A 12,425-nucleotide genomic window follows, 5' to 3' on the forward strand; every position below is an offset into this window, starting at 1 on the left:
TCGGTGGGTGGTTGCGGCCCAGAGCCGCGGCGAGCTGCTGGTGTAAGTCTACCGGGTTTACTGCGCGGGCTTATAAGCGCGGTGCAGGGCTACAATGCCGCCGGTCAGGTTCTTGTACTGAACGTTCTGCCAGCCGGCGTCGGTGAAGTGGCGGGCTAGCTCGTCCTGGGCGGGCCAGGCAAGAATGGACTCAGCCAGGTACTCGTAGCTTTCGGGGTTTGAAGAAACCTTGCGAGCAACCGGCGGAATCAGCTTCATGATGTAGTTGCGGTAGATAGCGCGGAAGGGCGCGAAGGTGGGGGTGGAGAACTCGTTGATGACGATGCGTCCGCCGGGCTTGGTTACGCGGTAGAGTTCGCGCAGGGCCTGGGGGTAGTCAGCGACGTTGCGCAGGCCGTAGCTCATGGTGACGGCGTCAAACTCTTCGTCGGCAAAGGGGAGGGCAGTGACGTCCGCCTGTACGAACTCGATATCGGGGCGGCGTCGGCGGCCTACGGCCAGCATGCCCTCGGAGAGGTCAGCGGCGATGACCTTAACACCGGCGTCGGCGAAGGGTTCGGACGAGGTGCCGGTTCCGGCGGCGACGTCAAGCACCTTCTGGCCGGGGTGGGCGTCGACCGCAGCAACGGTCTGCTTACGCCAGTAGATGTGTTGGCCCAGCGACATGATGCCGTTCATCAGGTCGTAGCGTTCGGCTACCTGATCAAACATGGAGGAGATGTCGGTGGTCTTTTTGTTAAGGTCTGCTCGGTTCACCCTGCCTATTTTGTCATGTTTGTGCCTAAAGCTCATCTTGGGCGGGTGCAAAAAATTCATAATGAATATTCATGCATAGGTTTGCATTTTTACGCATAGACGTGCAGAATAAAGCTCAAAGCACATCACACCTACACAGTTTTAGATACGAGGTACACCATGAAGAAGGCTCCCTTCGCTCTCGCCGCAGCTGCTCTGATGCTCACCGCCTGTGGCTCATCCAGCACCGGCGCCACCACCGAGTCAGGTGTTTCCCTGATTTCAGAGGGCAAGCTGACCGTCTGTACCAACCCTCCTTACGCTCCTTTCGAATATGAAGAAAACGGCAAGATCGTTGGCCTGGACGCCGATATCGCAGCAGCTATCGCATCAGACCTGGGCGTCGAAGCCGAAATGTTCACCACCAGCTTCGAGGGCATCCAGTCGGGTGTAGCTCTTTCCTCTAAGCAGTGCGACATCGCCCTGTCAGGCATCACCATCACCGATGAGCGCAAGACCGTCATGAACTTCACCGACTCCTACGTCGATGACAACCTGGCCATCCTGGTTCCCGCTGGTTCCGACATCAAGAGTGACGCTGACCTCTCTGGCCGCAACATCGGCGTGCAGCAGGCTACCAGCGGTGAGAAGTACGCCCAGAAAGCTGGCGCTAACACCGTCCAGTACGAAGACAACGGCCTGCTCCTGCAGGCAGTACAGACCGGCCAGGTCGATGCCATCGTCGGTAACATCACCGTGCTGTCTGAAATGCTGACCTCTGACTCATCACTTTCTGTCGTGCAGGAAATCGAGACCGGTGAGCAGATCGCTGGCGCCGTTGCTACCGAGAACACCGCTCTGCTTGACTCCGCTAACGCCACCCTCAAGAAGATGGAAGAGGGCGGCCGCCTGGCAGACCTGCGCGAAAAATACCTGGGCGTATCCCAGTAACCACGGACAACGGGTAGTGGCATAAACCCAAGCCCACCAACGGGGGTAGGCTAGCTTAGGCGCAGCCTACCCCTCACCCGTATACCCCTCTTCTACGCCGATACGAGCCCGGGCAACCGGGGAAACAAAAGGAAAAAGACCACCCATGGCACTGTCGACCCGGCAGAAACAAACCTACGCCCGCTACGCCCAGTACGCCCTGCTGGCCATCATCGCACTCGTCGTTATTCTCGTTGCCGACTGGGCTACCTTGCGCGATAAGGCCTTCAACCCCGAGATTATCGCCCAGCAGTTCCCCAACATCATCACCGTTGCCCTCAAGAACACCCTGATTTACACAGCATTAGGCTTCGTGGTGGGCCTGGCTGGCGGTGTTCTGCTGGCCCTGATGAAGATTTCTTCGGTTGCCCCCTACCGCTGGCTAGCCTCCCTCTACATTGAGCTCTTCCGCGGTCTGCCCGCGCTGCTGGTCTTTATTGCCTTTGGCTACGGCATTCCTCTGGCCTTTGGCCTGCGTCTGAACAACTACGTCACCGTCATGCTGGCCCTGGGTATGGTGTCGGCCGCCTACATCGGTGAGGTGCTGCGTGCCGGTCTAGAGGCTGTACCCAAGGGCCAGTACGAGGCAGCCCGCTCCCTGGGTATGAGCCACACCCGTGCCATGGTGACCGTCATTATTCCCCAGGCCTTCCGCATCGTCCTGCCCCCGCTGACCAACGAAATTATCTTGCTGACTAAGGACTCCTCCCTGGTCTACCTGCTGGGTATGTCTGTGGCCCAGTACGAGCTGACTAAGTTTGGCCGCGAGGGTATCTCCGGTTCCGGTGCAGGTCTGACCCCGCTGGTTCTTGCCGGTGCCTGCTACCTGATTATTACCGTCCCGCTGGGCTTCCTCGCCCGTCACTTCGAAAAGCGCGCCAAGGCCCGCTCCCGCAAGTAAAGCACCTATCTATCCCAGGAAGAACCAGCCATGACTCTTCAGACCGCACCTGCATCCGTCACCATCACCAACCTGCATAAGTCCTACGGCGATGTCGAAGTGCTCAAAGGTATCGACATGTCGGTAGCCCCCGGCGAGGTCGTCTGCCTGATCGGGCCCTCCGGCTCGGGCAAGTCCACCCTGCTTCGCTGCGTCAACCTGCTCGAAACCCCTAACTCCGGCAGCATCGAGGTGGCCGGTCACTCGGTGACCGACCCCGATGTTGATATCGACGCCATGCGCCGCTCTGTGGGTATGGTCTTTCAGCAGTTCAACCTCTTCCCCCACCTGACCGTGCTCGAAAACTGCACCGTTGCCCAGGTCAAGGTGCTCAAGCACTCTAAAGCCGAAGCCAAAGAAATCGCCCTGGCCAACCTCGAAAAGGTAGGCCTGGCTGATAAGGCAGCCCGCCACCCCGACCAGCTCTCCGGTGGTCAGCAGCAGCGCGTAGCCATTGCCCGTGCCCTCTCCATGAACCCCACCCTCATGCTCTTTGACGAGCCCACCAGCGCTCTTGACCCCGAGACCGTGGGCGACGTGCTCTCCATTATGCGCCAGCTCGCCGCCGAGGGTATGACCATGATCGTGGTAACCCACGAGATGGCTTTCGCCCGCGATGTAGCTGACCGCGTGGTCTTCATGGACGGCGGCGTGGTCGTCGAAGAGGGCCCCTCTGACGCCGTCATCGGCAATCCCCAGCACGAGCGCACCCAGCTCTTCCTCTCCCGCGTGCTCAACCCCACCGCCCAGTAGAATTAGCCCAGTAGATTTAGCACCGTCAGAGCATAAAAGCAGCCCAGAACCCTTGAACGCGGGCCTGGGCTGCTTTTTGTGCTTGTTTTTCTGTGGGGCTGTTTCAGCCGGCTTTGATTTTACCTAGTCGTTCCTGATCTGGGGCAGCATACCGGTGTTGGTGTCGGGGGAGGGCACCCTGGCGGATGGCTTGCGGGGCCGCGCCCTGCGCTGGGTGAGCAGGGAGTCTGTGATGAAGAAGGCCGCGGCGACCCACACCAGCACAAAGCCTGCCCAGCGCCCTGCTGAGAGGTGTTCCTGGGTCACGAACAGGGCAAGGAGGAATTGCAGGGTGGGGCCAACGTACTGCACCATGCCCAGAACAGAGAGCGGGATGCGGGCAGCGGACCCCGCAAAGAGGAGTAGGGGGACGGCGGTGAGTACGCCGCTAGCAGCCAGAATCCAGAAGTGAGCCGGGCCTTCTGCTAGGAGGGTGAGCTGGCCGGTGCGCGCGAAATACCACATCAGTGCAGCTGCCAGCGGGGTCAGGAGCAGGGTCTCCATGGTCAGAGACACCAGGGCAGGCACTGCCCCAATCCGTTTCTTGACCAGCCCGTAGAAACCAAAGGTGAAGGCTAGGCCCAGCCCCAGCCAGGGGACTGAACCGTAGAAGACCACCATCACCAGCACCGCGAGTGCAGCAACACCGATGCCGGCCCACTGGAGGGGGCGCAGGCGCTCGCCCAGGAAGACCACACCTAGAGCGACTGAGACAATGGGGTTGATGTAGTAGCCGAGTGAGGCTTCCATAACGTTATTACTGGTGGTGGCAATGACGTAGAGCAGCCAGTTGCCGAAGATAAGTAGGCTAGCAACTAGCAGAAGGCCGACCTGGCGCAGACTGCCCAGCACCGTCAGCAGGTTTTTGACCTGCCGGGTGAGCGGTAGCAGGGCTAAACAGAAGACCAGCGAAAAGAGCACCCGGCCCGCCACGATCTCTAGGGGAGTGGCTGGGGCTGTCAGCATGAAGTAGAGGGGGAAGAGCCCCCAGATCAGGTAGCAGAAAAAGGCGTAGAGGCCGCCTGCCACCTGCTCGTTTTTGGCTGTTTTCACCGGCATATTCTTCGTGTTTCTCTCGGTATCGTGTGGGCGGTCAATCAAGTGGCAGTTTCTCTGGGGTCACAGCAGGTGTGAACCGGTGGCGCTACGAGAAAGTGGCTACCCGGTGCATACCGGGTAGCCACTGACAGGTGCTCGGGATGAAGCCTAGAGGCCGAAGAAGCGGCTGAAGAAGCCCTTCTTTTCTTCCTTAGGCTTGGGCTTGGTCACAGCTTCTGCGCGCTCAGCCTCAAGGTCGGGGGCCTGGCCAGCCAGGCGAATCTCTGAGGCGGGGCGAGCAGGCTCCTCAACCTGCTCGTAACCGGCAGGGGCCTGCTCGGTCTCAGCTTCTTCGATAACCTGCTTGGCGGCAATAGAAGCCGCTGCGGGCTCCTCTACCTGAACGGGCTCGTCGCGCACGATGTCTTCGTCGGCGATAGCGCTGGTGGTGACGCGGCCGGGGCGGGCGTCCCCGGTAGGTTCGCGGTCGTAGGGCTGCTCTGCGTTGGGGTAAACTCGGTCGGTGGTGATGGTACCTTCGACCTCTTCCTCACGGGCAGCCTCTTCGGCGCGTTCCTTCTCGAGACGCTCGGCCTCAGCGGCCTCAGCTGCAGCGCGCTCTTCAGCTGCAGCAATTTCAGCCTCGCGAGCTTCGATGGCGGCCTGTTCAGCGGCCAGAGCTTCAGCCTCGGCTGCGCGGGCGGCTTCGGCGCGGGCTTCGTCCTCACGGGCAGCTTCTTCAGCGGCCAGGCGGGCGGCCTCTTCGCGGGCGGCGACCTGGGTAGCGGCCTCCTGGGCTGCCACAGCTTCGATGCCCTGACGCTCAGCAGCTAGCTGCTCACGCAGGTCACGGGCAGCCTGCGCCAGGCGGGCCAGCTCGTCGGCCCCAGCCTGGGGCTCAGCGGCCTCGATACCCGAGATCTTGCCGTTGTCGAACCAGAGGCGCAGGGCGCCGTCCGATGCGGTGATGACGGCGGTTGCCTCGGTGTCCCAGGCAATGTGGGCACCGCGCAGCTTGGCGTAGGAGTCTACGGCGCGCAGGTGGTTCACGGCGGTGCCGGTCTGCAGAGCCTGGGCCATGACCTGACCCATACGGTTGACGGTGGGGGCCTCAAGTTCAAGCTGGCTGCCATCGAGCAGAATCCAGGCGCGGACGCCCGCCCCGGCGGTGACGGGGTAGTGGGCGTAGATGCCGGTCAGGGCTTTGGATGCCAGGGTCAGCTTGCGGGCTAGGCCCGAGTCGAGGGGGAGCTCATCGGTGGTGAGCTCAGAGATGCTGTGCTTCGCTCCGCCTTCACGCGCCTGGATTGCTGCCGAAACGACGCGGTCGGGGAAGTGACCGAGCTCCTGCCAGGACCAGATCCATGAACCGCGGTTCTCAGATTCGGTGCCCAGCAGGTAGGGAGTGAGGCTTACGGAAGCATCAGACTGGAGGGTGAATGACGGTGCAGAGAAGTCCACCGTCCATTCTGCGCCGCCGCTGATTTCAGCAAGACGGGCCTGGTACTCGGTGGAGATAAAGATTGAATCGTCAATCAGATCCTGCAGTGTAGTAGTCATACGGTCAAGGCTAGCAACTCTTGCGGTGCTCCCGCACCTTTTTGTTGCGGTAAGAGCTTGAATTTCTGACATATTCAGCTACCTCCCCGTAACTCGGGGTGGATCACCCAGCGAGAAGGGCGGTGTACTCTGCCCCGGGGCGGGTAGTTTCTTGGTTTAATAGGGGAGATAACTCGCACCCTGTGGCTCTGCTACCCGTGTAGCGCCGCGCAGGGTTTTGCTTCGCCCAAATCTTCAGGAACAGTATGTCGCCCTCTTTGCCCCGTTACACCGAGATTGAACGCCCCGCTATGGTGCAAGATGCCCTGAACGCTATCGGTAGCTGGATGCTGGGTACGGTCAAGGTTGAACCCGGCTGGAATGAGCTGGTGCTCGATATCAAGCCCCTGTCTGAGACCGTTTTTGTGCGTATTACCGAATCACGTGATGAGCAGGACTATGTGGGTACCGTGGGCCCGGTGAAGTCAGATAGCCCGGTGCTGCCCGCTATCGAACAGCTGCAGCACGCCTCTTTTGTTGAGGGGGAGGGCACCTGGTTCACCGCTTCTGTGGTGATTACCGCCAGCAACTGGCCTGAGCCCCAGTACCAGATCGGGGCCTCCTACGACCGTGCCCACGAGCCGGTGGACTGGAAGGGCGAGGGCCGCCTGAGCGCCCGCGATATCCGCGCCCACTTTGAACTTTTCCCCCGCGACCCCGAGCACGTGCCTGACTGGGCTGCTGTGCGTCTGGCAGGACGCCGGGGCGCAGGTTTTGCTGAGCCCGGCGGGGAAGGAGGCCTGCCCGTAGGCTCCGTTAACCGCTACCTGACCGAGGCCCTGGCGGGCTTCGCAGCCGCCAGAAGCGAGCAGTCCTTGGCGAATGTCGTCCGTACCGCCCAGGGCGGCAACCTTATTATGGACATCTCCCAGAGCACCCTCACGCCCGAGGGCACCCCCCAGCTTAACTACCAGGTGCTCCGCCTGGCCAACGGCATGCGGGCCCTGACCGCCTACACGGCAACAGAACCGGCCCAGGCCTACTCGACCCAGGTGCTGAACGAACCTAACCCCCGCCTGGTGGTAGAACACGCCATGAAGGTTTTCTTGCAGGTGGCCCACGACGACAGTATCGATGTTCTGGTGCTTGACCCCGGCAGCGACCACGAATGCTTCATCGAAAAGGCCCAGATTCAGTGGGTACTGGGCTCCCCCCACAATATGCCTGCCCAGCGGGCCCTGCTCGAAGAAAATATGCACGATCTGCTCATGGCGTTGACCGCACCTGCCTCGGTGCTGCTGCTGGGGGTGCGGGCCGATGATTCTGCAGGCCGCCCCGTCATGCTCAAGAAGGACGACGAGAGCGAAGAGAACGTCGCCCTGGTCTTTACCACCTCTGCCGAGGTCGCCGCCCTCGACCCCACCCTGGTCGTGCGAAGCGCCCCGGCCCTGGACGTCCTGAAGCTTCTTGCCACCGGCACGAGCAGTTCTGTGCGTATCAATGCCCTGGCCCCCCACGCCACTCTCCCCATGGAACAGGTGCGCCAGCTCATTTCAGTAGTAGAATCACAGTAAACCCCGCCTCTTACCCAGGAGTTCCCCATGACCGGTGCCCTGCGCATGCTTGGCCTTACTGCGGCTCGTCATGCCCGCGCCACCATTGTGCTGTGGCTGGTGCTTCTGACCCTTGCCGGTGCGGGGGCACTGACCCTAGCCCGCGGCGCAACTGCCAGCTACACCATGCCGGGGGCCTCCTTTGAAGCGGTACGCGAAGACCTCCAGGCTAAGATTCCCGACAACGGTATTTCCAGCGGCTACGTGGTACTAGAGGCTGAGAGCGGCTTCAACGACACCCAGAAACAGGCTATCGCCCAGGCCGTCACTAGGATTGACCAGCTGCCCGAAGTCGCTGGCTCCCTCGACCCCTTTGTAGCGGCGGACGCCGTGACCCAGGCGTCCGTACAGCTTGAGGACGCTAAAGCCCAGTTAGCCCAAGCCAAGGCACAGATTGATGAGGGGCAGGCTCAGCTGGACGCCGCCAAAGCGGCCCTTCCCGAGGGCCTGAGCGCCGAAGAAATCGCCGCTCTTGCCCCCGACTTGGCAACCCAGGAAGCCGCCCTGGCCGAAGCCCGCACCACCCTGCGCGCGAACCAGGATAAGGTCGATGCTGCCCAGCGTGAGCTTGACGCGGCAGCCGATGCCAACATGGTGAGCGAAGACGGCACCGCATCCATCGTCAATATTGCCTTCAACCAGGACACCAACTCCCTACCCACCCCGGTACGGGAAGAAGTCTTTAGCACCTTTGATACGCTCAAAGATACCGGCCTGACCGTCAACTACAGCTATGAGCTCGACCAGGACGTCAGCGACGTCTTTGGCATCTCAGAAATCATTGGCCTGGTCGTGGCCTTTATCGTCCTGCTGATTACCCTGGGGGCGGTAGTCGCCGCCGGTCTACCCCTGGTACTTGCCCTCATCGGGGCAGGTACCGCCGTTGCCCTGGTCTACACCAGCACCGCCTTTATCGGCATGACCGCAACCGACCCCGTCCTTGCCCTCATGCTGGGCCTGGGCGTCGGCATTGATTATGCCCTGCTGATTCTCTACCGCTTCCGCGAAGAACTGCGCGACGGCGCCGATGCGCTCGATGCGGTAGGCACCGCCAACTCGACTGCGGGCCACTCCGTGCTCTTTGCTGGCATGACCAACATCATCGCCCTCTCAGCCCTCTGCCTCACAGGCCTGCCCTTCCTGGCCATCATGGGCTTTGCCGGGGCCTTCGCCGTAGCCCTGGTCGTGGCTTCCTCCCTGACCCTGGTACCGGCCGTCCTGAGCCTGCTGGGCACCCGCGTCCTCACCCGCGCCCAGCGAGAAGAACTCACCCAGCTCAACCTGGCCCGTACCCAGGAAATCCAGGTCCCCCGCAACCGCCGCGAAGCCTTCGCCGAAATCGAAGCGGCCTACAAGGGGTGGGGCGGCTTCGTCACCCGCCACCCCTTTGCCATGACCTTCGTGGCGGTAGCCGTGCTGGTGCTGGCCATTATCCCCACTACCTCCCTCCGCCTGGGCCTACCCGACGGTTCCTACCAGGCCACCGACTCAACCTCCTACCAGGCCTACCAGACCATCTCCGAAAAATTCGGTGAAGGCGTCAACGGGCCCATCATCGCGGGCCTGACCCTCACCGTCCCCGGCGACGAAGCCCGCCTGCGCGGCGTAGCCCTCGATGTGGCCGACCGCCTCAAAAACAACAAAATTGAAAGCGTCGCCATCGTCGCTACCAGTGACGACAATGCCACCGCCATCCTGGCCTTCTTCCCCACCGAAGGGCCCTCGGCAGACAGCACCCTCGCCACCGTTCATTCCATGAACGACAAGCTCGAAGCCACCGAAAAAGCCACCGCAACCACCATCGGCCTGACCGGCTCTACCGTAGCCAACATCGAGATTTCAGAGCGTATCTCAAGCTCTATCCCGCTCTATCTTGGGGTTGTGATTGCCCTCTGCCTGGTGCTCATGGCCTTCGTCTTCCGCTCCATCATCGTGCCGGTCATGGCCACCATCGGCTTCCTGCTCTCCACCCTGGCCTCCTTCGGCGCCGTTGTCGCCGTCTACCAGTGGGGCTGGCTCGCCGACGTCTTCGGCGTCACCCAGCCCGGCCCCATCCTGGCCTTCCTCCCCATCCTGCTGATTGGCATCCTCTTCGGCCTCTCGGTGGACTACCAAATCTTCATCGTCTCGGGCATGCGCGACGCCCACCGCAAGGGCCACTCAGCAGGCGACGCCGTTGTGCTGGGCTACAAGCAGGGTGGGGCCGTTGTGACTGCCTGCGGCGTCATCATGGTCGCCGTTTTTGCCGGCTTCATCTTCTCCCACCTCACCGCAGTGCGCCCCATCGGCTTCGCCCTGGCCCTGGGCGTTGCTATGGACGCCTTCCTGATTCGCACCACCTTTATCCCGGCCACCATGTACCTTCTGGGTGAAGCCGCCTGGTGGTGGCCCTTTGAGGAGAAGGAACGCGACGAAGAAGATGCCCCCAAACACATCGCCGAATAAGGTACAGAGCAAGGCCTAACCCCGCCAGCTTCCACCAGTACTACAAAGCCGCCCCCGACGTCCTTACCCAAAGGACGCCGGGGGCGGCTTCTTCACGACAAGCTAGGCTTGAGCGCAGACCTTAGGCGGTCTGGGGAGTAGGCTCGTCGTTTTTCTCGTTGTTGTGCTTGTAAGCTTCACGGACGCGGGCGCCCAGCTCTTCGTGGACTGAATCCCAGTACTTGAAGGCACGCTCACGAATCTCGTCAGAGACAACAGCACCAACGTGACCAGCGATGTTCTCAACCAGACGAGCCTTAGCGGCATCGTCCATGACATCGGCGTAGAGGGTGCGGGCCTGGCCGAAGTCGTCGTCCTCAGCGTGCAGGGTGGCAGCAGCGCGAACCAGGGCGCCGTCGGCTTCCCAAGAACCCTCACCGGCGCGGGCAGCGTCAGCGTGGGGGCCACCGAAGGTGTTGGGGGCGTAGACGGGGGTGTCGGGGCTGTTGAAGGTGTAGCGCATAGCGCCGTCCTGGCTGTAGTTGTTCACTTCAGCGTTCTTCGCGTAGTTGACGGGCAGGTCAGCGAAGTTGGTACCTACACGGTAGCGGTGCGCATCGGGGTAGGAGAAGATACGGCCCAGCAGCATCTTGTCGGGGGAGGCTGCGATACCAGGAACGAAGTTGGAGGGTGAGAAGGTAGCCTGCTCAATCTGAGCGAAGAAGTTCTCGGGGTTCTTGTTCAGGGTCATCTTACCCACCTTAATCAGGGGGTAGTCAGCGTGGGGCCAGACCTTGGTCAGGTCGAAGGGGTTGAAGCGGTAGGTCTTGGCGTCCTCGTAGGGCATGACCTGAACGTAGAGAGTCCATGAGGGGAACTCGCCGCGCTCGATAGCCTCGTAGAGGTCCTGACGGTGGTAGTCAGCGTTTTCGCCAGCGATACGTTCAGCGTCAGCACCGGTCAGGAAGTCGTTGCCCTGGTCGGTCTTGAAGTGGTACTTGACCCAGAAACGCTCACCTTCGGCGTTAATCCACTGGTAGGTGTGTGAACCGAAGCCGTCCATGTGGCGCAGGGTAGCGGGGATGCCGCGGTCACCCATGAGCCAGGTTACCTGGTGGGCTGACTCGGTGCGCAGGCTCCAGAAGTCCCACTGCATGTCGTTGTTGCGCAGGCCGTTGCCGGGTAGACGCTTCTGGGAGTGGATGAAGTCGGGGAACTTGATGGCGTCGCGGATGAAGAAGATGGGGGTGTTGTTACCTACCAGGTCGTAGTTACCCTCGGTGGTGTAGAACTTGACCGCAAAACCGCGGGGGTCGCGCCAGGTGTCGGGTGAGCCCTGTTCACCGGCAACGGTGGAGAAACGAATCAGCATCTCGGTGGAAACACCGGGCTGGAAGAGGGCTGCACGGGTGTACTTGGAGACATCCTCGGTGGTCTCAAAGACACCGAATGCGCCGGTGCCCTTGGCATGGACGACGCGCTCGGGGACGCGCTCGCGGTTGAACTGGGCGAGCTTTTCAACGGTGTAGGCGTCGTGCAGGACGATGGGGCCGTCGGCGCCTACGGTCAGGGAGTCGTTGTCTGAGGCAACGGGGGCACCCTGGGTGGTGGTTGTAAATGAACCGGGCTTAATCGGGTTGTTCATTTTTCCTACTTTCCTGTGTGGGGTTGTTTTCTGCCTCTCTAGGGGCGGTTCTATCGAGCAGGCAGAGGGTGGTGACGCTCTGCCCTAGCTGGCTAGTGCCTGGTCGGCGGCTGCCTGCTGGGCGAGGGCCACTTCTTTTTCGTCGGCGTTTTGGCAGTTGGCGCAGATGCCTCGGTAGAGCACATCGGCGCTGAGAAGAGCCATGCCGTGAAAATCGCTGGGGGTCAGGCAGGGGGCGGCCCCGACGGCGCAGTCCACGTCTTCGACCTTGCCGCAGCGGATGCAGTAGGCGTGGTGGTGGTTGTCGCCGGTGCGGGTCTCGTAGAGCCCGGCTGATCCCGGTGGTTCGAACTTGCGGAGCATATTGATGTCGGTGAGGTCGGCAAGGACGACGTAGACCGACTGTACGGTGATGCCCGGTAGTTCCTGGCGGACGGCCGTGACCACGGCGTCTGCGGTGGAGTGGGGGTTATCGTGTACAGCGGCAAGCACGGCGAGGCGCTGCTTGGTGACGCGGCGGCCCTTGGCTCGGAGCTGGGCTGACCAGGCTTCTTGGTGAGCGCTGGCGGGGGTTTCGGTGCTGCCAGGGATGTGGCTGCAGCCGTTTACTCCGAGGGTGCTTGTTGTTGACATCATGTCACCATAATATCCTTATTTTGAATCTTTCACAATAAGGTGAGGCTGGGTAGCCCCTCAAGAATGCCTGGGT

Annotated in this window: 10 protein-coding genes; 5 read left to right on the forward strand and 5 right to left on the reverse strand. The window is 61.6% G+C overall.

Annotated elements, in window-relative coordinates; genetic code table 11:
• Positions 1-57 precede the first annotated feature (57 nt).
• On the reverse strand, positions 58-792 hold the full coding sequence (locus tag QM007_RS02470) for a demethylmenaquinone methyltransferase (RefSeq protein WP_283490989.1): 735 nt from the start codon (positions 790-792) through the stop codon (positions 58-60).
• 123 nt (positions 793-915) lie between these two features.
• Here QM007_RS02470 and QM007_RS02475 point away from each other — a divergent pair, with 123 nt between their 5' ends.
• The 3 genes from QM007_RS02475 to QM007_RS02485 all read left to right on the forward strand — a co-directional run bounded on the left by QM007_RS02475 (position 916) and on the right by QM007_RS02485 (position 3,418).
• Positions 916-1,686 (forward strand): ABC transporter substrate-binding protein, encoded by a 771-nt coding sequence (locus QM007_RS02475; RefSeq protein ID WP_283490410.1) that lies wholly within the window; start codon positions 916-918, stop codon positions 1,684-1,686.
• 145 nt (positions 1,687-1,831) lie between these two features.
• Complete coding sequence (locus QM007_RS02480) at positions 1,832-2,626, forward strand: amino acid ABC transporter permease (RefSeq protein ID WP_283490411.1); 795 nt, start codon at positions 1,832-1,834, stop codon at positions 2,624-2,626.
• A gap of 30 nt (positions 2,627-2,656) precedes the next feature.
• The gene (locus QM007_RS02485; RefSeq protein ID WP_283490412.1) at positions 2,657-3,418 is read left to right on the forward strand and encodes an amino acid ABC transporter ATP-binding protein; all 762 of its coding nucleotides are present in this window, start codon (positions 2,657-2,659) and stop codon (positions 3,416-3,418) included.
• A gap of 123 nt (positions 3,419-3,541) precedes the next feature.
• Here the strand turns inward: QM007_RS02485 and rarD are convergent, their stop codons facing one another.
• Positions 3,542-4,516, reverse strand: a complete 975-nt coding sequence (rarD, locus tag QM007_RS02490; protein WP_502949070.1) for an EamA family transporter RarD — start codon at positions 4,514-4,516, stop codon at positions 3,542-3,544.
• Positions 4,517-4,663: 147 nt separating this feature from the next.
• Entirely contained in the window at positions 4,664-6,055 is a 1,392-nt protein-coding gene (locus QM007_RS02495; protein ID WP_283490414.1) for a DUF6882 domain-containing protein, read from the reverse strand.
• 245 nt (positions 6,056-6,300) lie between these two features.
• Between QM007_RS02495 and QM007_RS02500 the strand changes: the two genes are divergently transcribed.
• Both QM007_RS02500 and QM007_RS02505 read left to right on the forward strand, forming a co-directional pair.
• A complete protein-coding gene (locus QM007_RS02500; RefSeq protein ID WP_283490415.1) occupies positions 6,301-7,608 on the forward strand; it encodes an SseB family protein in 1,308 nt (435 codons plus the stop codon).
• A 27-nt stretch (positions 7,609-7,635) separates the two neighbouring features.
• Complete coding sequence (locus QM007_RS02505; RefSeq protein WP_283490416.1) at positions 7,636-10,092, forward strand: MMPL family transporter; 2,457 nt, start codon at positions 7,636-7,638, stop codon at positions 10,090-10,092.
• Between the two features lie 121 nt (positions 10,093-10,213).
• On the opposite strand, the gene QM007_RS02510 is transcribed toward QM007_RS02505, so the two are convergent.
• Both QM007_RS02510 and QM007_RS02515 read right to left on the reverse strand, forming a co-directional pair.
• Positions 10,214-11,716 (reverse strand): catalase, encoded by a 1,503-nt coding sequence (locus QM007_RS02510; RefSeq protein WP_283490417.1) that lies wholly within the window; start codon positions 11,714-11,716, stop codon positions 10,214-10,216.
• Between the two features lie 84 nt (positions 11,717-11,800).
• Complete coding sequence (locus tag QM007_RS02515) at positions 11,801-12,349, reverse strand: Fur family transcriptional regulator (protein ID WP_502949090.1); 549 nt, start codon at positions 12,347-12,349, stop codon at positions 11,801-11,803.
• Between the last annotated feature and the right edge of the window lie 76 nt (positions 12,350-12,425).

The sequence above is a fragment of the Rothia sp. SD9660Na genome (assembly GCF_030064065.1).
Taxonomy (GTDB): domain Bacteria; phylum Actinomycetota; class Actinomycetes; order Actinomycetales; family Micrococcaceae; genus Rothia.